The following is a 20,966-nucleotide window of genomic DNA, read 5'->3' as shown; positions in this document are numbered from 1 at the left end:
AGGAAGCGATGCGCCGAGAGGTCGAGGTCCTGGTGGTGGGCACGGGCTTCGCGGGCCTGGGCATGGCCATCGAGCTCAAGCGCGCCGGGCGGCGCGACTTCGCGGTGCTGGAGAAGGCGGACGACCTGGGCGGCACCTGGCGGGACAACTCCTACCCCGGCTGCGCCTGCGACGTGCCCTCGCACATGTACTCGTACTCCTTCGAGCTCAACCCCGGCTGGTCGCGCACGTTCGCGCGGCAGTCCGAGATCCGCGACTACCTGCACCGGGTGGCGGACAAGCACCGGCTGCGCGAGCACATCCGGTTCGGCTGCGCGGTCGAGGGCGCGCGGTGGGACGAGCACGCCAAGGTCTGGCACGTGAGCACGTCGACCGGCGACACCTACACCGCCAAGGCGCTGGTCTCGGGCATCGGCGCGCTGCACGTCCCCAGCGTCCCGGCGCTGCCGGGGATCGAGCGCTTCAAGGGCAGGACGTTCCACTCGGCCCGGTGGGACCACGACTACGACCTCACCGGCAAGCGGGTCGCCGTGGTCGGCACGGGCGCGAGCGCGATCCAGTTCGTGCCGAGGATCGCCGACCGGGTGAGCGCGCTGACGCTGTTCCAGCGCACGCCCCCGTGGGTGCTGCCCAAGTCCGACCGCGAGATCACGCCGTGGGAGCGGCGGCTGTTCCGCGCGCTGCCGTTCACCCAGCGGCTGTACCGGGACTTCGTGTACTGGCTGCGCGAGTTCTCCGTGCTGGGCTTCGCGGTGCACCCCGGCATCATGCGGGGCGCCGAGCACCTCGCCGGGAAGCACCTGCGCGAGCAGGTCCCGGACCCGGAGCTGCGCGCCAAGCTGACGCCCGACTACACCCTGGGCTGCAAGCGGGTGCTGCTGTCCAACGACTACTACCCGGCGCTGACCAAGCCGCACGTGGAGGTGGTCACCGACGGCATCGCCGAGGTCCGCGAGCACAGCGTGGTGGACGCCGCCGGTGTCGAGCACGAGGTCGACGCGATCATCTACGGCACCGGCTTCCGCGTCATCGACTCCTTCGACGAGCTGGACATCACCGGCAAGGGCGGCCGGGACCTGGCGCGGAGCTGGCGCGAGCGGGGCGCGGAGACCCACTACGGCATCACCGTCTCCGGCTTCCCCAACCTGTTCTTCCTGCTGGGCCCGAACACCGGCCTCGGCCACAACTCCGTGGTGTTCATGATCGAGTCGCAGATCCGGTACGTCCGGCAGTGCCTGGAGCTGATGGACCGGCACGGGGCCGACGAGCTGGACGTGCGCCCGGAGGTGCAGGCCCGGTTCAACCGGGAGCTGCAGCGCAAGCTGAGCCGGGGCGTGTGGACCCAGGGCGGCTGCAAGAGCTGGTACCTCGACGCCCAGGGGGTCAACCGGACCGTGTGGCCGGGCTTCACCTGGCGGTACTGGATGCGCACCAGGAAGGTCCGCGCGGCGGACTTCGCGCTGGTCCGCGCCCGCCGCGACAGGGTGTCCGCCTGACGCGCGGCGGCCCCGAACTCCTCGGGGCCGCCGTCGGCGTCACCGGGTGGCGCGGGCCGCCGCGAGGATGATGTCGGCCACGGCATCCGGCCGGGACACCGACACCGCGTGCGAGGCGTCCACCCGCTCCACGTGCGAGGAAGCCCGCTCGGCCATGAACTCCTGAGCCGCGGCCGGGATGGCGTTGTCCCCGGTGGCGACCAGCGCCCACGACGGCAGCCGCCGCCAGGCGGGCTCGCCCTCCAGCGGGGTGGTCAGGGCCCGCTGGACGACCGGCCGCTGGGTGGCCGCCAGCACCGCGGCCTCGGGCACGTCGGCGGCGAAGACCTCGCGGAAGTCCTCCGCCTTGATCGACAGCTCCGGCTCGCCGTCGTGCACCAGCACGTCGGTGGTCTCGGGGCCGAGCTTGCCGCCGGGGAACCGGGTGGACAGCTCCAGGGCGCTCTCCCCGGTCTCGGGTTGGAACGCGGCGATGTAGACCAGGGCTTCGACGTTGGGCGTGCGCCCGGCCGCGCGGGTGATCAGCACGCCGCCGTAGGAGTGGCCCACCAGGACCACGGGGCCGGACACGCTGTTGACCACGTCGGCGACGTAGGCGGCGTCGGACTCCAGGCCGCGCAGCGGGTTGGCCACGGCCAGCACCGGGTGGCCCTGCCGCTGCAGCCGCTCGACCACGCCGCTCCAGCTGGAGGAGTCGGCGAAGGCGCCGTGGACCAGGACGACGGTGGGCTTGGTGTCGGTCATCGGGAGCTCCTCGGTGAGAGAACGATCGGTCTTTCTGAGAGAAAGACTAGTCGTTCTCCCTGGTGGTGCAAGGTGGCTTGGATCACCGTGCAGAACGACTGGTCTTTCTCTAACGTGGGCCCATGAAGACTGCCGCGGACCGCGACCTGCACCCCAAGGACCGGCTGCTGCGCACCGCCTCACGGCTGTTCTACGCCGAGGGCATCCACGCGGTGGGCGTCGACCGGCTGGTCACCGAGGCGTCGGTGACCAGGGCGACCTTCTACCGCCACTTCCCGACCAAGGACCACCTGGTGGCGGCCTACCTGGCGGAGTCGAGCCGGGGCATCCGCGAGGCCGTGCGGGCCACCAGGCGGGAGCGGCCCGCGCGCGAGGCGCTGATGGACGTCATGGCCATCATCGGCGACGCCACGCGGGCGGAGGACTTCCGGGGCTGCCAGTTCCTCAACGCCGCGGCGGAGTACCCGGACCCGGCGCACCCGGTGCGGGTGGTCATCGACGAGCACCGGAAGTGGTTCTTCGAGGTGCTGCGGGAGCAGGCCGAGGCGGTCGGCCACCCCGACCCCGAGCACGCGGCGCGCGTGCTGGTGCTGCTGCGCGACGGGGCGCTGCAAGGAGGGGAGCTGGACGACCCGGAGACGGTCCGGGAAACCCTGCGCCGCGCCGTCGAGGACGTGCTCCCCACCGCGCCCGCAAGTACTACCCGACAGCCCCGCGAGGGCCGGTAACCACTACCCGTGAACGCGAAAACGGGGTGCGGCTCGTGAGGACCTCGACGAGCCGCACCCCGGCGAGCTCAGACCCCGGCGGCCTTGGCGCGCTCGGCGCGCAGCTGCGTCACCGCGGGCAGCTCCAGCGGCGCGGGCTTCTCCCCGGTGGCCCACTCGATCAGCAGGTCGGCGATCTGCGGGTTGCGCGGCAGCACCGGTCCGTGCAGGTAGGTGCACAGGATGCGGCCCTGCACCGCCCCCTCCACCTGCCCGTCGTTGCCCGTGCCGACCTTGACCCGCGCCAGCGGCCGGGCCGACGGCCCCAGCACGGTGCGGCCCTGGTGGTTCTCGAACCCGGTCAGCAGGCCCTGGAACAGCCCGTCCACCGGCTCGGCGATCACCTCGCCGATGGCCCGGCTGCCGCCCGCGTGGCTGGTCGAGTCGATCAGCCCGAGACCGGGGTGGGTGACCTGGTCGGCGCGGGTGAAGTGCTCGCCGAAGATCTGGATGCCCGCGCACACGCCCAGGATCACCGCGCCGCGCGAGGCCGCCCGCTGCATGCCGGGGTGCTCGCGCAGGTGCCGCACCGCCAGCGTCTGCGCGGTGTCCTCACCGCCGCCCACCACGTAGATGTCGCACGAGTCCGGCACCGGCTCGCCGAAGTTCACCGTGACGATCTCGGCCGGGATGCCGCGCCAGGTCAGGCGCTTCTCCAGCACCACCGCGTTGCCGAAGTCGCCGTAGGTGCCCAGCAGGTCGGGCAGCACCAGCGCGATCTGGACCTTGGAGCTACTCACTGGCGGACCTCGCGTTCAGGTCGCGGAAAGCCGTGTAGTTGGCGATGACCTCCACCGGCCCCTGCGGCATGGCGTCGATGGCCAGCAGCGGGTCGGGGACGATGGTGTGCTCGACCTCCGCGTAGGTCAGCCGCACCGCCAGGTCGGTGGCCCGCTCGCCGGAGGCGATCACCTGCCGCCCGCGCAGCTTCTCGAACGGCACGTCCCACAGCCAGGACAGGTCGCGCCCGTCGGCCTCGTGGGCGTTGATCACCAGCACCGCCGGGTGGTCGGCCTCGCGGACCACGGTCAGCGTCTCGCTCCAGCCCGCCGGGTTCTTCGACAGCAGCAGCCGGGCGCGGTGCCCGCTGCGCTGGATGGTCCGGTAGCGGCCCGCCACGTTCGACACCGCGCGCAGCCGCTGCACGGCCTCCTCGACCGGCACGCCCAGCGCCGCCGCGGCCGCCGCCGCCATCACCGCGTTGGCCTGGTTGAACTTGCCGGGCAGGCGCAGCGACAGGTCCACCTTCACGCCCTGCGGGGTGATCAGGAAGCCGTCGCCGGTGATCCAGTCCGGCCTGGGCCTGGCCAGGTCGCAGCCGGTGCAGTGCCAGTGCTCGCCCTGCCAGCGGATCGGGTCGCCGCAGCGCGGGCACGACGCGGAGTCGTTGTGCCAGCCGGTCCCCGTCGCCACCCAGACCACGCGCGCGCTGTCGCGCGCCGCGGAGGTGACCATGATGTCGTCGCAGTTGGCCACGACCGTGCCCTGGACCCCGGCCAGCGCGGTGCGCAGGCTCTTCTCGATCGTGCGGACCTCGCCGACCCGGTCGAGCTGGTCGCGGCTGAGGTTGAGCAGCACCGCCACGGCCGGGTGGGCCGCCCGCGCCACCTCGGGGAAGTACCCCTCGTCGACCTCCAGCACGGCGTAGGGCGCGTCCGGCTGCTTGCTCAGCGCCGTGACGTGCCCGTCGGGCATGTTCGCCCCGCCGTGGTTGGTCGCCACCTCGCCCAGCGCCGAGACCGCCCGGCTGAGCATCATCGTGCTCGTGGTCTTGCCGTTGGTCCCGGTGACCAGGGCGACCCGGCGGCCGGTGGTGAGCCGGGCCAGTGCCTGCGGGTCGAGCTTGAGCGCCACGCGGCCACCGATCATGCCGCCCGCGCCCAGCCCCATCTTCTGCGACAGCTTCGAACTCATGTTGCCCAGTCGCACGGCCGCCGCGGTGCGCAGCGGCAAGCGGGCTGGGTCTGCACCTGGAGTGTTCGGCAACCGACTTCCTGCGTCCGTAGAACGAATGCGCCGCCCGCGATGCTACCGGGGGCGGTTGTCCAGCTCCCGCAGGGTGCGGATCAGCTCGACTGTGCTGAGCTGGCACAACTGGGCCATGTGCTCCAGCGCCGACAGGTCCAGGTGGACGTCGGTGGAGCGGTGCGGCGGCAACTGGGCCAGCCTGCCCCGCGCCCAGCGGCGCAGCGGCGCCAGTTCCGCCCTGCTGTCGGCGACCACGGCGGACAGGTCCACGGTCAGGTGACCGGACGGCGCGTCGCCGAACACCCGTTCGTGGACCCGTGCGAGCACCTGGTGCGCGGGAACACCCAGCGCAACGCAGATCTCCACCAGCCTCACCACCGAGCACTGGCGCGTGCCCAGCTCGTAGGTCGCCAGGGTCTGCAGCGAGATGTCGCTCTGCAGCCTGCTGTTGAGCTGCTTCCTGGTCCATCCGCGCTGCTTGCGCAGGGTGCGGAGTTCGTCCCCCAGGACCCGCTGATAGGTCTCCGTGTCGATGTGCACTGCCTGCCCTCCCCGTCTTCGGTCAACGGAGGTGAAAAGTGCAAATGCACGTGCGCTTACGCGGGTCCGTCTTATATCGCTCGATCGGGCTAGTCCCTGCTACGCAGAGTGTTCACTCAGTCGCGCAGCGCTCGGGTCACGCCGTCCTCCTCCGGCCCCAGGAAGCGCGGGTCCGGCTTGGCCACCAGGCCGTCCCACACGGCCTTGATGCTGGCGACCGCCTCCCGGAAGTGGCCGTAGGCGGTGGTGACCGCCCAGGCGCGCGAGGTCTCGTGGCCGACGCCGAACGCCTCCAGCCCGGCCGACCGGCACAGCGCCACCGCGCGCGGCAGGTGGAACTCCTGGGTCACCACGGTGGCCCGCCGCACGCCGAAGACCCGCTTGGCGCGGGTGCACGAGTCCCACGTGTCCAGCCCGGCGTAGTCGGCGACCACCGCCCGCTCCGGCACGCCCCGGCCGATCAGGTAGGTGCGCATGGCCGTGGGCTCGTCGTAGTCCGGGGTGCTGTTGTCGCCGCTGACCAGCAGCACCTCGACCTTGCCCCGGTGGTAGAGGTCCGCGGCCACGTCCAGCCTGCCCGCCAGGAACGGCGTGGGCCTGCCGTTGCGGATGCCCGCGCCCAGCACCAGCGCCACGGGAGCCTCCGGCACCTCCGCGGCGGTGTGCCGGTACGGCGCGCTGGAGGTCCGCACCCACACCCACGGCACCGACGCCAGCACGGCCAGCAGGCCGACCACGACCAGCACCCGCTTCCAGCGCACCCGCCGGAGAAAAGCCCCCATCGATCCCCCTGCTCGTTCGGCCGACGCGCCTGGGGGCACGCGGCTCTCAGTTGACGCAGCGCACCCCGTCGGCGGTGATCGGCTGCTCGGCGGTCCCGCTCGACGGCGGCTGCTGCCGCCGCGCGCCGTCCAGGCCCACCAGCGGCGAGCCCTTCAGGTTCTGCGCTCCGGGGCCGTCGTAGTCCGGACCCAGCAGGACCCGCACGCTGCCCGCCGCGACGGTGCCGTCCTGCTCGGTCGGCAACCCGTCCAACGCCTCGGCGACCGCTTTCGCTCCCGCCTCGCCGCCCTGGCCGTAGCGCACCACGGAGGCCGCCACGTCCTCGGTGGCGTTGCCCGAGCCGCCGTCGGCGAACTTCTCGGCCACCAGCGCGGCCAGCACCCGCCCGGCCAGGCCGGTCGACCCGGAGCCGTTGAGCACCTGCACGGTGACCGTGGCGGGGTCGACGCCGCTGTCCGGGGCGGTGGAGGCGTTGGGGTCCTTGCCGAGCTGGTCGAAGAACCGCCGGACCTCGCCCTCGACCACCTCGACGGCCTGGCCGTCCTCGGGCGTCTCCAGCTCCGGGTTGCCGGTCGGGATGGTCTTGAACTCCAGGTTCCCGCCGGTCATGTCCTTCATCTGGGCGGCGAACTCGAGCACGTTCCAGCCGGGGTCCAGCACGATGGACTTGGTCAGCGCGTCGATCAGGGCGTTGAGCTTGCGGGGGTCGGACAGCGTGCCCGCGGACAGGATCTTCTTGGCCAGGCCCGCCATGAACACCTGCTGGCGCACCACGCGGTCCAGGTCGCCGCGCAGCAGCCCGTGCCGCTGCCGGACGAACGCCAGCGCGTCGCGGCCCTGCACGGTCTGCGGGCCCGCCTTGAAGTTCGCCCCGGAGAAGTTGTCCTTGGTGGCCTGGGTCAGGCACACGTCCACGCCGCCGACGGCCTTGGTGATCTCGTAGAAGCCGACCAGGTTGATCTCGGCGTAGTGGTCGATGGTGACGTCGGAGAGGTTCTGGATCGTTTCGATCAGCGTCTTCGCGCCCGCCTGCTTGGACTGCTGCTCCAGCTGGGCCTGGTCGGTGAGGCCCTCGGCCTTGAGCTTCTCCAGCGCGGCGGTCTTGCCGTAGCCGTACGCGGAGTTGATCTTGTGCCTGCCGTAGTTGCCCGCGATCTTGACGTAGGAGTCGCGCGGGAACGACACCGCGACGGCCTTGCCGCTGTCGTTCGGGATGTGCATCAGGATCAGCGTGTCGGTGTTGAGCCCGCCCGCCTTCTCGTCGCCCGCCTGCAGCTCGCGCAGGATCTCGGCGGGCAGCGGGTTGCCCTTGGCGTCGGTGCGGCTGTCCATGCCGACCATGAGGATGTCGATCGACCCGTCCGCCGGGCGCTCGCCACCGCCCCCCGCGCCGATCACGTCGGTGGTGGTCAGGTTGTCGTTCAGCGACTGGAAGTTGGCCCAGGCGTAGCCGGTGCCCAGCAGCACCACCACGGACAGGAACGCCACGACCACGCGGCCCGCCGCGATCCCGGCGCGCGCGGTGCCCGCCCGCGGGTGCCTGCGCGGCGCCGGTCGCCTCGCCGGTCGCCTCGCCGGGCGCGCGGCCGAGGGGCGGGGGCGCTCGCCGGAGCGCTCCGCCGCGGGCCTGCGCGGGCGGCGGGCGTCGTCGGAGTCGCCGGGCCGGGCGCGGCCGGGGGCGTCCGCCGAGCGGCGCTCGGCCTGCTCGGCCGCGCGGGCCCGGCGCTCGGCGAGTTCGGCGGCGCGCGCCCGGCGGTCCGGGTCGACCGGGCGGGACCCGCGGTCACCGGACTCCCCACGACCCGCGTCGGCGGGCCGCACCGCGCGCTCAGTGGGCTGCTCCGCCGGTCGGGCCCGCAGATCGGGGGCGCGGTCGGGGGCGCGGTCGGCGCGGCGGGGGATGCCGGGGGGCACCCGCCGCTCGCCGGAATCGCCCCGGCCCGGCTGACCGGTCGGCCTCGGGGCGGGCGGGCGTCCCTCGACCGGGGAACGTCGTTCGGGTGGTGGCTGCCTGCGCGGCGCGGGCGGCTGCCCCCCCTCCGAGGGGCGCGGCCTGCCCGCGGCGGGACCCCGAGGGGGAACGGGTCGCCTGCCGAACCCGTCGGGTTCGCCTGGTCTCGGCGGCCGGTTGTCCACTCCCACTCCCTCCCCTGTCCCGGTGCTCGCTGGTCAGACGCACCGGAAGCCCTCCAGGTTGCGCACAGCGTCGCACAGCGCCCGACGACCACGTCGTGATACCGGACGGGTACCCGTTCTGACCAGGGATGAGGCCCGATTGTGAGGTGCGGCCTCCACCGTTCGTAAACTGCCCCGGTGCTGACCATGCAGGACGCGCTGCTCGCGCTGACCAGGTACTGGACCGACCGGGGCTGCATCGTCGTGCAGCCGTACAACACCGAGGTCGGGGCGGGCACGCTGAACCCCGCGACCGTGCTGCGGGTGCTCGGCCCGGAGCCGTGGCGGGTGTCCTACGTGGAACCCAGCGTGCGGCCCGACGACGCCCGGTACGGCGAGAACCCCAACCGGCTGCAGACCCACACCCAGTTCCAGGTCATCCTCAAGCCCGACCCCGGCGACCCCCAGGAGCTGTACCTGGGCAGCCTGGAGGCGCTGGGCATCGACGTGCGCGCGCACGACGTGCGGTTCGTCGAGGACAACTGGGCCTCGCCCGCGCTGGGCGCCTGGGGCCTGGGCTGGGAGGTGTGGCTGGACGGGCTGGAGATCACCCAGTTCACCTACTTCCAGCAGGCCGGTGGCATGTCGCTGGACCCGGTGTCGGTGGAGATCACCTACGGCATCGAGCGCATCATGATGGCGCTGCAGGGCGTCTCCCACTTCAAGGACATCGCGTACGCGCCGGGCATCTCCTACGGCGAGGCGTTCGGCCAGTCCGAGTACGAGATGAGCCGCTACTACCTCGACGACGCCGACGTGGAGGCCAACAAGCGGCTGTTCGAGGAGTACGCGGCCGAGGCGCGGCGGATGCTGGACGCGCGGCTGCCCGTGCCCGCGCACAACTACGTGCTCAAGTGCTCGCACACCTTCAACGTCCTGGACGCCCGCGGCGCGATCAGCACCACGGAGCGGGCGCGGGCCTTCGCGCGGATGCGCGGCCTGGCCCGCGAGGTCGCCCAGCTGTGGGCGGCCCGCCGCGAGGAGCTGGGCCACCCGCTGGGCCTGGTCGAGCCCGCCGCGCCGGCCACCGCGCCCACCGGCTTCGCCACCGTGGACCAGCCGCGCACGCTGCTGTTCGAGATCGGCACCGAGGAGCTGCCGCCCGCCGAGGTCACCCGCACCGTCGAGGCGGTGCGCGAGGCGGTGGCCGCCAAGCTGGGCGCGACCCGGCTGGCGCACGGCGCGGTCCAGGCGCACGGCACGCCCCGGCGGGTCGTGGTGCTGGTCCCCGACGTGGCCCCGCGCGAGCCCGACGCCGAGCGGACCGTGCGCGGGCCGCGGGTCTCCGCCGCGTTCGGCGCCGACGGCGAGCCGACCAAGGCCGCGCTGGGCTTCGCCCGAGGCCAGGGCGTGGACGTCGCGGCGCTGGGCCGGGTCACCGAGAACGGCGTCGAGCACGTCGCGCTGGTGCGCACCGACGTCGGCCGCGGCGCGGTCGAGGTGCTCAGCGGGCTGCTGGCCGAGGTCGTCGGCGAGCTGCGCGCGGAGAAGAACATGCGGTGGAACGACCCGAAGCTGTCGTTCACCCGGCCGATCCGCTGGCTGCTGGCGCTGCTGGGCGACACGCCGGTGCCGGTCGCGGTGTCCGCGCTGGCCTCCGGCGCGGTCACCCGCGTGCACCGCACGGCCGCCGAGCCGGTCGTCGAGGTGCCCGGCGCGGACGGCTACCTGGACTTCCTGGCCGGTCACGGCATCACCGCCGACGCCGACCGGCGGCGCGCGGAGATCGTGCGGCGGGCCGAGGAGCTGGCCGCGTCGGTGGGCGGCGTGGTCGACTTCGACGGCGTGCTGGACGAGGTCACCAACCTGGTCGAGCGGCCGACCCCGATCCTGGGGTCGTTCTCCGCCGACTACCTGGAGCTGCCCGCCCAGATCCTGACCACGGTGATGCGCAAGCACCAGCGGTACCTGCCGGTGCGCTCCGCCGACGGCGCGCTGCTGCCGCACTTCGTCGCGGTGGCCAACGGCGCGGTGGACGAGGACCTGGTCCGCGCGGGCAACGAGGCGGTGCTGCGCGCCCGCTACGAGGACGCCGCGTTCTTCTGGCGGGCGGACCTGCGCACCCCGCTGGAGCGGATGAAGGCGGGCCTGGAGAAGCTGACCTTCGCCGACAAGCTGGGCTCGATGGCCGACCGGGCCGGGCGCATCGCGGCGCTGGCGGGACGGCTGGCCGAGGTGGTCGGCGCGGCCGACGACACGCTGCGGCGCGCGGGCGAGCTGGCCAAGTTCGACCTGGGCTCGCAGATGGTGATCGAGCTGTCCAGCCTGGCGGGGGTGATGGCGCGGGAGTACGCGCTGCGCGCGGGCGAGATGCCCGAGGTGGCCCAGGCGCTGTACGAGATGGAGCTGCCGCGCTCGGCGGGCGACGCGCTGCCCGGCTCCACGGCGGGCGCGCTGCTGTCCCTGGCCGACCGGTTCGACCTGCTGGCCGGGCTGTTCGGCATCGGGGCCAACCCGACCGGCAGCTCCGACCCGTTCGGGCTGCGCCGGGCCGCGCTGGGCGCGGTGAGCGTGCTGCGGGCGTTCCCGGAGCTGCGCGAGATCACCCTGTCGCGGGCGCTGGAACTGGCCGCGCGGGACCTGGCGGTGCCGCGGGAGGCGCTGGAGGCCGCGCGGGAGTTCGCCGTGCGGCGCTACGAGCAGCAGCTGCTCGACGCGGGCCACGACCACCGGCACGTCAACGCCGTGCTGCCGCTGGCCGACGCGCCCGCGGTGGCCGACGAGACGCTGGCCGAGCTGGTCGCGCTGGCCGACGACGAGGGGTTCACCGCGCTGGTGGCGGCGCTGCAGCGGGTCCGCCGGATCGTGCCGGCGGGCACGGCGGGGGAGTACGACCCCGGCGCGCTGCGCGAGCCCGCCGAGCTGGCGCTGCACGAGGCGTTCGCGGCCGTGCCCAGGGGCACCACCGGCCTGGCCGCGTTCGTCACCGCCGCGAGCGGGCTGACCGGGCCGGTCAACACCTTCTTCGACGAGGTGCTGGTGATGGCCGAGGAGCCGGGGCTGCGGGCCGCCCGGTTGGGCCTGCTCGCCGCGATCCGGGACCTGGCCGCCCCCGTGCTGGCCTGGCAGGAGCTGCCCTCCTGACACCGCGTCCCTGCGGTACCGCGTCGGCAAGTACCACCCGACCCCTGTCGGGTGGTACTTGCCGACGTCGGGGCGTTACAGGAAGCCGCCGCCTCGGGTGACCGCGCCGTAGGCGTCCACGATGCCGTAGCCGTAGAAGCCGTTGAACTTGGTGTCGCCCTCGCAGGTGGCGTCGAACTCCGGGGTGCGGCCGACCGGCACGTAGGACACCGTCCTGGGCACCGGGCAGGCGCGTGGCGAAGCCGTCCTGGTCAGCACCTTGAGCACCTTGTCCGGGTCCAGCGTGAGCGTGCCCTGGTGCGCCTTGTCCTTCTTGCCGTACTGGCTGACCACCAGCGCGGCCACGCCCGCGGCGTGCGGCGCGGCCATCGAGGTGCCCTGCAGGTACTGGTAGTAGCCGCAGGAGTCGGCCCGGCAGTCCTTCTTCACGCCCGCCGCCTCACCGGCCGGGGTGATGTTGCCCGCCTCGTCGATGGCGCCCTCGGCCAGCGCCACGTTGCGCGGGTAGGTCGACAGGATCAGGTTCTCGTTGGTCCGGTACCAGTCGGTGCCCAGGCCGTCGCGGAAGTAGCCGCCGGGCGCGGACAGCGTGGTCTGCTCGGTGCCGTAGTTGGAGTAGTCGGCCTTGCCCAGCGACGGGCCCAGCGCCGAGATCGAGATCACATGGTCGCCCTCGGTGGGCAGGGTCAGGCAGCTGTTGTCCACCGGCCGGGGCCGGTTGTGGCCGGGCGGGTAGTTCGGGCTGGCCGTGTCCGGCCGCGGCTTGCCCAGGTCCTCGTGGTTGTTGCCGCCCGCGCCGATCAGCGTGACGCCCTTGCGGTGGGCGTAGTTCAGCGCGCGCTGGACCGCGGCGATCGTGGTGCGCTGCGCCAGCTGCTCCTCCGGCGTGGCCGTGGGGTCGTTGACGCAGTTCATGTACCAGGGGTCGACGTAGAAGGACATGTTGATCACGTCCAGGCCCGCGTCGGCGCCGTAGGTGATCGCGTCCACCACCGGCTGGAGGAAGAACGAACCCGAGTCCTGACCGGCGCGGATGTTGACCAGCGACACGTTGGGCGCGACCCCGGACAGGCCGGAGCCGTTGGCCGCCGCGCCGATGGTGCCCGCGACGTGCGTGCCGTGCCCGTTGTCGTCGTGGTCGGCCGGGTCGACGCAGCCGCGGAACTCGCACGGCCCGTCGAACGCGCCGCCGTCGGGGTCGGTGGGCATGTCGATGGTGAAGTTGCGGGACAGCCCGCGGTCGAAGTTCGGCGCGATGTCCGGGTGGGTGCCGTCCACGCCGGTGTCGATGATGCCGACGTGGACGCGCTTGTCACCGGCCTGCTTGGCGCGGGCGATGTCCGAGCGCACCGTCCGCAGGCCCCAGAGGTAGCTGTCGAGCGGGTCGCTGCCCGCCGTGCTCGCCGGGGCGGACTTGCGGGCGGCAGCGGCGGCACCAGCGGTCGCGGCGTTCTCCTGCTCGACCTCCCGCCAGTCCCGGTTGCCCGGCCCGCTGGCGGTCGGGGCGTGCCCGACCGGGCGCACCGCCGCCGCGCCGAGCACCGCCTCGGAAGCGGAGACCCGCTGCGCGAAGCCCGACACCGGGGCCTGCACGGTCAGCAGGCCGACCGCGGTGTTCTCCTTGGTCACGCGTCCACCCGCGGCGCGGACCGCGGCCAGCGCGGCGTCCCGGCCCGCGCCGTCCTCCACCAGCACCGTGTACTCGGTGGTCTCCTGCGCCGCGCCCGCGGGCTGCGCCAGGGCGCCCGCCAGCGCGACCGCGCCCGCCAGCGCCAGCGCGGGACGGACCGTTCTGCGTCTTCTCACCGGTGTTCTTCTCCCTCACCCGCGATGATCAGTCGGCGACACACTGACACAGGAAACCGTGCTCGCGGCAGGCGTCATTAGTTGGATGATGCTGAGTAGTTGAATGTGGACTGAGAGTGAGTCGGTTGCCCTGAGTGACGCCGTGACCAGCGCTTCGTCGCCAAAAAATGATCAATAATCGCGGCTCGGACACCATTCGGCCGCTACCGGGCCGCGCGGCTTGACGAACCACCCCTGGAAGGGTTGAACTTTCGCGTCCCGTTTTGCGACCGCGGTTCCCCGGAGGACCGCCTGAAGGACTGAGCGATGCGACGCTTTCAAAAAGCCGTGTCCGGCGTTGTGCTGCTCGGACTGCTGACTTCCTGCGGGGGAGGGGGCGGCGCGGAGACCGCGGTCAGCACCGCCAAGGAGCGGCCGCTGGTCGGTGTGATCCTGCCCGACCGCAAGAGCTCGGCCCGCTGGGAGGAGCAGGACCGGCCCCGGCTCAACCAGGCCCTGGGCTTCGCGGGCATCGAGGCGATGATCGACAACGCGGACGGTGACGAGGCGAAGTTCGCCAGCATCGCCGACAGCATGATCCAGCGCGGTGTCAAGGTGCTGATGACCACGCCGCTGAGCCCCGAGGGCGGCGCCGCGGTCGAGCGCAAGGCCAAGCAGGCGGGCATCCCGGTGATCAACTACGACCGGATCACCATCGGCGGCCAAGCCGACTACTACGTCTCGTTCGACAACATCAACGTGGGCGAGCTGCAGGCCGAGGGCCTGATCGGCTGCCTGGGCGACCGGCCGGGCGCGGACATCATCGAGATCGAGGGCGCGCCCACCGACAACAACGCCACCCAGTTCGCCGACGGGCACCGCCGCAAGCTCGCCGCCAAGTACGACAGCGGCGCCTACGACCTGGTCGCCACCCAGGCGATCGAGCAGTGGGACCCGGTGCGCGGCAAGGCCGTGTTCGAGCAGCTGCTCAACGGCAACGGCGGCCGGGTCGACGGCGTGGTCGCGGCCAACGACGGGCTGGCCGCGTCGGTGATCGAGGTGCTGCGCGCCAAGGGCCTGGCGGGCCGGGTTCCGGTGACCGGCCAGGACGCCACCCTGGAAGGGCTGCGCGCGATCCTGCGCGGCGAGCAGTGCATGACCGTGTACAAGCCCATCCGCGACGAGGCCGAGGCCGCCGCCTGGCTGGCGGTGTCCCTGGCGCGCGGCGACATCAGCGGCGCCGACGACCTGGCCACCGGCAACACCCGCGACCCGGTCTCCCGGCGGGACGTGAAGTCGGTGCTGCTGGGCGCCGACCTGATCACCAGGAACAACCTGCGCACCCTGGTGGACGACGGCATCGTCAGGCCCGCCGACCTGTGCGCGGGCGACGTCGCCGCCGACTGCGCCGAACTGGGCATCAGGGTCGGGTAGCGCGCCTCCGCCGCGGCCTCGCGGGTGCCCACCGGCACCCGCGAGTCGCGCGTTCGGACACCGCGAACTGAGCCTTCGGGACGCGAGTCCCGGGTGTCGGGTAGTAGTCAGCCGCCCCGATGGGGGTGTCGGGTAGTACTTGCCGGTGCGGTCAGCCTTCGAGGTCGTGGCGGCCGGAGATGAACTCCTGGACCCGGATCTTGGCGCGGATCAGGGGCTGGCGGATGCGCGCTTCCCGGCGGTAGGCGCGGCGCAGCTTGCGCGAGCCCTCCGGGTAGCGCCAGCGCGCCCACGGTGAGCCCGGCCGGGCCAGGCGCACCGCCCCGATCTGCGGCAGCCCCAGCACCAGCAGCCCCAGCAGCCCGGTCCACACCTTGCCCTTGAGCAGCGCGACGATCGCGAAGCCCAGGTTGACCAGCACCGCCAGCACGCGCAGCAGCATCCCCTCGCCGAAGAACCCCTCGTAGCCCAGCGGCCGGGCACCCAGCAGGAGCAGGCCGGTCATCCCCACGGCGAGGAACACCGCGTCCACCGACAGCCGCCCGTCCTTGGTCCAGTACACGTCGCGCAGGTGCAGGATCAGCGCGAACTCGTCGAGCACCAGCGCCGCGCCCACGCCGAGCAGCGCCGCCGCGGCCACCCGGAGGCCGTGCTGGTCGTCCGGCACCGCCAACCCGGTCACCCCGCCCAGCAGCATGAACACCGAACCGGGCACGACGTGGTGGATGTGCGTGCCGCCGGGGGTGATGTTGCCCGGCCACCAGCGCACCTTCGCCCGGATCAGCCGCACGCTGATGCGGATGAACACGAAGGTCAGCACCAGGCCGAGGAAGAAGAACTGCAGCCGGGTCTGGGGCAGGTCGAGCGTCGACACCACGCCATCTTCACCCTTGCGGGCTATCGGAAGGTCACACCGCCCTGGATGTCGCCCGCCTGCACGACGGTGCCGTGGACCGGGGCGGTGACCTGGTTGACCACCCCTCCGGTGCCGGTCGCCGAGGCCCGCTCCCACTCCCGGCGCAGCTCCCGGCCGAACGCCGGGTCCTGCCGCTCGGTGTTCTCCAGCACCTCGCCCAGCGCCGCCACGGCGGGCGAGCCCGCGTCCGCGCCCCGCGCCGCGGCCAGCGCGGCACTCGCTTCGGGATCGCCCGCCAATCGGGCTCTGACCAGGTCGTGCAGCCTCGCGAACGCCCTCGTGGCCAGCGCCGAGGCGATGCTCACCAGCACCGGTTCCGCCATGTCGGACTCCTTGTGATCGTGGTCACCCACGGTAGCAGCGAGACTCACCCCCGTCTGTTGCTCGACGGCCGGCCCACTGTCGTGGTTGACTGTTCTCGGTCGTACCTTTCTGTGTTCGTGTTCCACCACGCTCGCGGAACGGAGTGGCGGGCGTGGCTTTCCTCGCGGTACCGGCGTCGAAGTCCCGCCCTAGCTGACCCGGTGGTCGCAAGCGCGATCCGGCACCCGTTAGAGGAGAAGTAGCAAGATGGCAGTTCAAGGCACCGTCAAGTGGTTCAACGCGGAGAAGGGCTTCGGCTTCATCTCCCCGGACAACGGTGGCGCCGACGTGTTCGTGCACTACTCGGAGATCCAGTCCAACGGTTACCGCACCCTGGAAGAGAACCAGCGGGTGGAGTTCGAGATCGGCCAGGGCCAGAAGGGCCCGCAGGCGCAGGCGGTCCGACCGCTCTGATCTTGATGTGAGTCGAACCTGACTCGTCCGGGCCGTCACCCCCCTCGGGGGTGGCGGCCCGGTTCGCTGTCCAGATCCGCTGGTCAGGGCGGGTTCACCCGGCGTGCGTCGGGTGACCGCCGTAGACCCGCTTGCCGACCAGGCTGGCCCCGTCGAAGACGAAGAACGCGCTCATCCGGGTCCGCACCGGGCGCCCGCTGTCCGGGTGCGTCCCCGCGACGTCCACCTCCACGATCACCGCCTCGTCGGCGTGGTGCAGCCGGACCAGCCGGGAGCGCTGGTCGGGCCAGGTGAAGCGGGCGTAGTACGCGGAGAGCCCGTCCGGGCCCTCGAAGACCTCCCCGGTGGCCGCGACCTCGTAGCGCGGGCGGTCGAAGGCGCCCACCGTGGTGGCGAAGTCGCCCTCGTTCTCCGACTCCAGGTGCTCCAGCACGAGGGCTTCACGCAGGGCCCGCAGTGCTCCGGACGCGGTCATGCGGCGGCTTCTCCTCGCTCCAGGGGCGCGTCGGTGATGATCGACCCAACACCGCTGCGTGACCGCCAGTCAAGACGCTTCACCCGACTGACCGGTGGCGGACCGCGGTCCGCCACCGGTCGATGACCTGCTGTGCGCTCAGTCGCAGGTGATCGAGGCGTCCGCCCAGTCGGCGTGGTCGCTGTTGACGCCGTTGCCACCGTCGGTGACCACCAGCCGCACGGTGGTGGCCCCGGTGATGTCGGCCGCCAGCTCCTCGGCCGGGTCGGCGGTGGTGAGCACGCCGCTGTCGGCGGCCTTGCGGCCGTCCGCCCACACCTCGAACGACACGGACCCGTCGGTGGCCTTCTCGTCGTCCACGCCCACCTCCGCGCGGAACGCGGAGCACCGGCCGCCGGTGAAGTACTCGACCCGGCTGTGCGCGTGCACGCCCAGCCCCTTGGCGTAGGTCACACCGCCGATGGTGATCGGCCCGCCGTCACCCGCGGCCTGCTCGCCGTTGCTGCGGTCCAGCTCCACCGGACCCCAGCCGTTGCTCGCGCGCAGCCAGGGCAGGTCGCTGACCTGCCTAGCGCCCGACGGCGGCGAGGTGGGCAGGTAGGCCTCCGCGGTGAACGACCAGCGGCCCGCCGCCGAGCCGACCGCCGCGGTCACCGGGTAGCGGCCGGGCGGGTCGTCGAGCGGCGGGGTGACCTCCCACGTCGTGGTGAACCGCTGCCCGCCCGGCAGCACCGCCTTGACCGGCGGCGAGGTGGGGCGGGCCCGCCAGCCCTCCGGCAGGCGCAGCTCGACGTGCACGGCGAGGACCGGAACCCGGCCCGCGTTGCCGACGCTGGTGGTGAACTTCGCCTGCTTGCCCGGCGTGACCAGCGGCAGCGCGCCGGGGTAGGCGGGCTCGGGGGTCACGATCGCGTCCACCGCGGGCGGGTGGCGGAACCAGTGGTGGTCGGGGCTGACCCGGTACACCGCGGTGCCGTGCGGCGGCACGGCAGCGTCGATCGCACCCGCCGTGTGGGTGTCGGTGTGCGCCCACAGATCCCGCAGCCGGTACCCGCTCGCGGCGGGCAGCCCGATCTCGCGGGCGGTCGTGCCGATGCGGGCGGGCAGGTCGGTCTCGTTGAACAGCGCCACCGCCCGGTCGCCGTTCTCCAGCGGCTTGACCAGCACGTGCAGGCCGTTCTCCGCGCGCAGCAGCCGGGCCTGCGCGCCCAGCCGGTCCTGGTCCAGCGCGATGATCTCGCGGTTGGTGAGGATGTCGAAGGTGTCCTCGCCGACCTCGCGCAGGTCCGCGCCGATCAGCAGGGGAGCGGCCATCATCGCCCAGAGGCTGAAGTGCGTGCGGTACTCGGTGTCGGTCATGCCGCCGTTGCCGACCTCCAGCATGTCCGGGTCGTTCCAGTGCGCCGGTCCGGCGTGCTCGGCCAGCGTCATGTTGAACTTGGCGATGCCGACCATGCTGTCCCAGTTGTCGCTGATGTCACCGGTGGTGCGCCACAGGTGGCCGACGCCCTTGGCCCACTCCCACGGCCGGTTCTCGCCCCACTCGCAGATGGAGAAGACGATCGGCCTGCCGGTGCGGTTCAGCGCGTCGCGCATGGTCGTGTAGCGCAGCCTGGCGTCCACGCCCTGGTTGTTGCAGTTGTCGTACTTGAGGTAGTCCACGCCCCAGGAGGCGAACAGGTCGGCGTCCTGCTGCTCGTGGCCGAGGCTGCCGGGGAAGCCGATGGTGCTGCACGTCATGGTGCCCGCGCTGGTGTAGATGCCGAACTTCAGGCCCTTGGCGTGCACGTAGTCGGCCAGCGCCTTGATGCCGTTGGGGAAGCGCACCGGGTCGGGCACCAGGTTGCCGTCCTGGCCGCGCTGGGGCAGCGCCCAGCAGTCGTCGATGTTGACGAACTCGTAGCCCGCGTCCTTGAGCCCGCGGGAGACGAAGATGTCCGCGATGCCCTTGATCATGTCCTCGTTGAACTCGGCGTCGCAGTGCGTGGTGTTCCAGTTGTTGAAGCCCATGGGCGGGGTCAGGGCGAGCCCGTCCGCCAGCGGGCGGACGACCGGCTGGGCGGCGGCCGCCGGGGTCGGACCGGTCACGGCCAGACCCGCGGCGGCCAGCGGCACGACCAGGGCGACCGCCCACCCGCGTCGCGGTGATCTGCGTTGATGCACGCGCACTCCTCGTCCGGATGGGCAGCGTCGCCCCATCTCCGGTGGACGTCATGTCCACCGAGCGAACCCGGTGAAAATGGCACCAGTCAAGAGTGCGGATGGGTGCTCACCAACGAGTTCCCCCGGTGGTGTCAGTGGTTCATCTCGTAGGCGCCGGACAGCGCGGCCACCCGCTCCCACACGCGGGCGGACCGCTCGCCGTCCACCACCGGCTTGCGCACCCGCGCCAGCGCCCACCGCTGCTGCGCCTCGGTGGAGGAGGACTTGCCGTGCAGCGCCACCGCGTACTCGGAGAAGTCCCGCACGAGCACGTCGAAGACCTGGTCCAGCACGTCGCGGTCGAACCCGGTCAGCTCGGCCTGCTCCAGCACCAGCTGGCCGTAGACGACCAGGGTGAACAGCTGGCCGAGGGTGAGCAGGAAGTCCAGGTCCTCCTGCTGGCCCTCCTCGACGCGCAGCTCGCGCAGCGCCCGCGCCTGCTCGTGGAACAGCGCCGCGTTGGGCACGTCGGCGAACTTGGCGTAGGCGGTCTCCCAGTCGTGGAACCGGATCGCGCCCAGGCCGCGGGCCGGGCCCTGCCGCCAGAAGAACTCGTCGTCGGCCGGGTCGTGCCGGGTCGGCACCTCGGCGTACTCGGCCGGGTGGAACAGGTAGTTGGGCAGGAACTTCAGCACCAGCGCCAGGTTCACGTGCACCGTGCCCTCCAGCTTGGGCAGGGCGCGGATGTCGCGGGCGGCCATCGAGAAGTAGGTGTCCTTCTCGAAACCCTTGGCCGCGATCACGTCCCACAGCAGGTCGATGACCCGTTCACCCTCGCTGGTGACCTTCATCTTGGTGATCGGGTTGAACAGCAGGTAGCGGCGGTCGTCGGGGGAGGCGCTGCGGAAGTAGTCCACCGCGCGGTCGGCGAACAGCTTCATGGCCGCCAGGCGCGCGTAGGCGTCCACGAAGTTCTGCCGCACGTGCGGGAAGTCGGTGACCCGCTTGCCGTACAGGACCCGGTTGTGGGCGTGCGTGATGGCCTCGTAGAACGCGTGCTCGTTGATGCCGATGGACGCCGTGCAGAGGTTGAACTTGCCGACGTTGACGGTGTTGAGCGCGGCGCTGAACGCCTCGGGGCCGGTGTGCAGCAGGTCCTCGGCGCGGACCGGGTAGTCCTCCAGGCGGAACTCGCTGACGAACATCTGCGAGTTCACCACGTTCTTGACCAGCTTGAAGTTCGGGTGCTGCGAGTCGACGGCGAAGAAGACGTAGCCGTCGGGGCCCTCGACGTCGGCGCGGCGGCCGAACACCGAGACCATGCCCGCGACGTTGCCGTTGCCGATGTAGTACTTGCCGCCGTTGGCCCGGAACCCGTCGCCGTCGGGGGTGAGGACCATGTCGGTGGAGTAGACGTCGGCGCCGTGCTCCTTCTCCGACAGCCCGAACGCGAACACCGCGCCGTCGTCGAGCAGGTCGGCGGCGCGCTCGCGGGCGGCGGCGTTGCCGCTCATCCAGATCGGGCCGAGCCCCAGCACGGTGACCTGCCAGGCGTACCAGTACTGCAGGCCGTAGAAGCCCAGGACTTCGCTCAGCGCGGCGTTGCGGGCGGCGTCCCAGCGCTTGTCCGGGTGGCCCTTGGCCTGCGCGGCGGGCGTGCAGAAGGTGGCGAACAGCTTCTCGCGGGCGACGAAGTCGAGGAACTCGGAGTACCAGACCCTGGCCTGGTCGTCGGCGATCAGCCTGCGCTTGCCGCGCTCCTCGAACCAGTCGATGGTCGCGCGCAGCAGGCGGCGGCTCTCGGCGTCCAGGTGCGCGGGGTCGTAGCTGGTGGGGTGGAACAGCACCGGGTGGCTCCCTTCGTCGTCCACCGCACGTTA

17 protein-coding genes are annotated in these 20,966 nt (G+C 72.3%); 5 read left to right on the top strand and 12 right to left on the bottom strand.

Annotated elements, in window-relative coordinates; genetic code table 11:
- Positions 1–8 precede the first annotated feature (8 nt).
- A complete protein-coding gene (locus tag IEZ00_RS07315) occupies positions 9–1,496 on the top strand; it encodes a flavin-containing monooxygenase (RefSeq protein ID WP_189222280.1) in 1,488 nt (495 codons plus the stop codon).
- A 39-nt stretch (positions 1,497–1,535) separates the two neighbouring features.
- Here IEZ00_RS07315 and IEZ00_RS07310 read toward each other — a convergent pair whose 3' ends face one another.
- Entirely contained in the window at positions 1,536–2,240 is a 705-nt protein-coding gene (locus IEZ00_RS07310; protein ID WP_189222278.1) for an alpha/beta fold hydrolase, read from the bottom strand.
- 122 nt (positions 2,241–2,362) lie between these two features.
- Here IEZ00_RS07310 and IEZ00_RS07305 point away from each other — a divergent pair, with 122 nt between their 5' ends.
- Positions 2,363–2,968 carry a TetR/AcrR family transcriptional regulator gene (locus IEZ00_RS07305; RefSeq protein ID WP_189222276.1) on the top strand — a complete coding sequence of 202 codons (606 nt, stop codon included), beginning with the start codon at positions 2,363–2,365 and terminating at the stop codon, positions 2,966–2,968.
- A gap of 68 nt (positions 2,969–3,036) precedes the next feature.
- Here the strand turns inward: IEZ00_RS07305 and IEZ00_RS07300 are convergent, their stop codons facing one another.
- The 5 genes from IEZ00_RS07300 to IEZ00_RS07280 form a co-directional block, all read right to left on the bottom strand.
- Positions 3,037–3,747 (bottom strand): type 1 glutamine amidotransferase, encoded by a 711-nt coding sequence (locus IEZ00_RS07300; RefSeq protein ID WP_189222274.1) that lies wholly within the window; start codon positions 3,745–3,747, stop codon positions 3,037–3,039.
- A complete protein-coding gene (locus IEZ00_RS07295; protein ID WP_306344657.1) occupies positions 3,740–4,960 on the bottom strand; it encodes a Mur ligase family protein in 1,221 nt (406 codons plus the stop codon). Before IEZ00_RS07295 ends, IEZ00_RS07300 begins: the two co-directional genes overlap by 8 nt.
- A gap of 75 nt (positions 4,961–5,035) precedes the next feature.
- A complete protein-coding gene (locus IEZ00_RS07290) occupies positions 5,036–5,515 on the bottom strand; it encodes a helix-turn-helix domain-containing protein (RefSeq protein WP_189222271.1) in 480 nt (159 codons plus the stop codon).
- Positions 5,516–5,631: 116 nt separating this feature from the next.
- Positions 5,632–6,297: a SanA/YdcF family protein gene (locus IEZ00_RS07285; protein WP_189222269.1), complete on the bottom strand. Its 666-nt coding sequence runs from the start codon at positions 6,295–6,297 to the stop codon at positions 5,632–5,634.
- 46 nt (positions 6,298–6,343) lie between these two features.
- Entirely contained in the window at positions 6,344–8,212 is a 1,869-nt protein-coding gene (locus tag IEZ00_RS07280; RefSeq protein WP_229795202.1) for an LCP family protein, read from the bottom strand.
- A gap of 408 nt (positions 8,213–8,620) precedes the next feature.
- On the opposite strand from IEZ00_RS07280, the gene IEZ00_RS07275 reads away from it, so the two are divergent.
- Positions 8,621–11,557, top strand: coding sequence for a glycine--tRNA ligase (locus tag IEZ00_RS07275; RefSeq protein ID WP_189222597.1), 2,937 nt, complete (start codon positions 8,621–8,623; stop codon positions 11,555–11,557).
- 75 nt (positions 11,558–11,632) lie between these two features.
- On the opposite strand, the gene IEZ00_RS07270 is transcribed toward IEZ00_RS07275, so the two are convergent.
- Positions 11,633–13,363, bottom strand: coding sequence for a S8 family serine peptidase (locus IEZ00_RS07270; protein ID WP_189222267.1), 1,731 nt, complete (start codon positions 13,361–13,363; stop codon positions 11,633–11,635).
- Positions 13,364–13,669: 306 nt separating this feature from the next.
- Here IEZ00_RS07270 and IEZ00_RS07265 point away from each other — a divergent pair, with 306 nt between their 5' ends.
- Entirely contained in the window at positions 13,670–14,776 is a 1,107-nt protein-coding gene (locus tag IEZ00_RS07265) for a sugar ABC transporter substrate-binding protein (RefSeq protein ID WP_189222265.1), read from the top strand.
- Between the two features lie 151 nt (positions 14,777–14,927).
- Here IEZ00_RS07265 and IEZ00_RS07260 read toward each other — a convergent pair whose 3' ends face one another.
- Together IEZ00_RS07260 and IEZ00_RS07255 are read right to left on the bottom strand one after the other, a co-directional pair.
- The gene (locus IEZ00_RS07260) at positions 14,928–15,650 is read right to left on the bottom strand and encodes a hypothetical protein (protein ID WP_229795199.1); all 723 of its coding nucleotides are present in this window, start codon (positions 15,648–15,650) and stop codon (positions 14,928–14,930) included.
- A gap of 23 nt (positions 15,651–15,673) precedes the next feature.
- On the bottom strand, positions 15,674–16,015 hold the full coding sequence (locus IEZ00_RS07255) for a hypothetical protein (RefSeq protein ID WP_189222261.1): 342 nt from the start codon (positions 16,013–16,015) through the stop codon (positions 15,674–15,676).
- 247 nt (positions 16,016–16,262) lie between these two features.
- Between IEZ00_RS07255 and cspE the strand changes: the two genes are divergently transcribed.
- Positions 16,263–16,469: a transcription antiterminator/RNA stability regulator CspE gene (gene cspE / locus IEZ00_RS07250; RefSeq protein WP_015098655.1), complete on the top strand. Its 207-nt coding sequence runs from the start codon at positions 16,263–16,265 to the stop codon at positions 16,467–16,469.
- 94 nt (positions 16,470–16,563) lie between these two features.
- On the opposite strand, the gene IEZ00_RS07245 is transcribed toward cspE, so the two are convergent.
- From IEZ00_RS07245 to IEZ00_RS07235, 3 genes are all read right to left on the bottom strand, one after another.
- A complete protein-coding gene (locus IEZ00_RS07245) occupies positions 16,564–16,944 on the bottom strand; it encodes a nuclear transport factor 2 family protein (protein ID WP_189222259.1) in 381 nt (126 codons plus the stop codon).
- Positions 16,945–17,082: 138 nt separating this feature from the next.
- Positions 17,083–19,107, bottom strand: a complete 2,025-nt coding sequence (locus IEZ00_RS07240) for an NPCBM/NEW2 domain-containing protein (RefSeq protein WP_229795197.1) — start codon at positions 19,105–19,107, stop codon at positions 17,083–17,085.
- 131 nt (positions 19,108–19,238) lie between these two features.
- Entirely contained in the window at positions 19,239–20,957 is a 1,719-nt protein-coding gene (locus IEZ00_RS07235; RefSeq protein WP_373293075.1) for an acyl-CoA dehydrogenase family protein, read from the bottom strand.
- Positions 20,958–20,966 lie beyond the last annotated feature (9 nt).

It is taken from the genome of Saccharothrix coeruleofusca, from assembly GCF_014648515.1.
GTDB classification, from domain to species: domain Bacteria; phylum Actinomycetota; class Actinomycetes; order Mycobacteriales; family Pseudonocardiaceae; genus Actinosynnema; species Actinosynnema coeruleofuscum.
The sequence above is the reverse complement of the archived record's forward strand: the minus strand, read 5'-3'. Positions and strand labels throughout refer to the sequence as shown.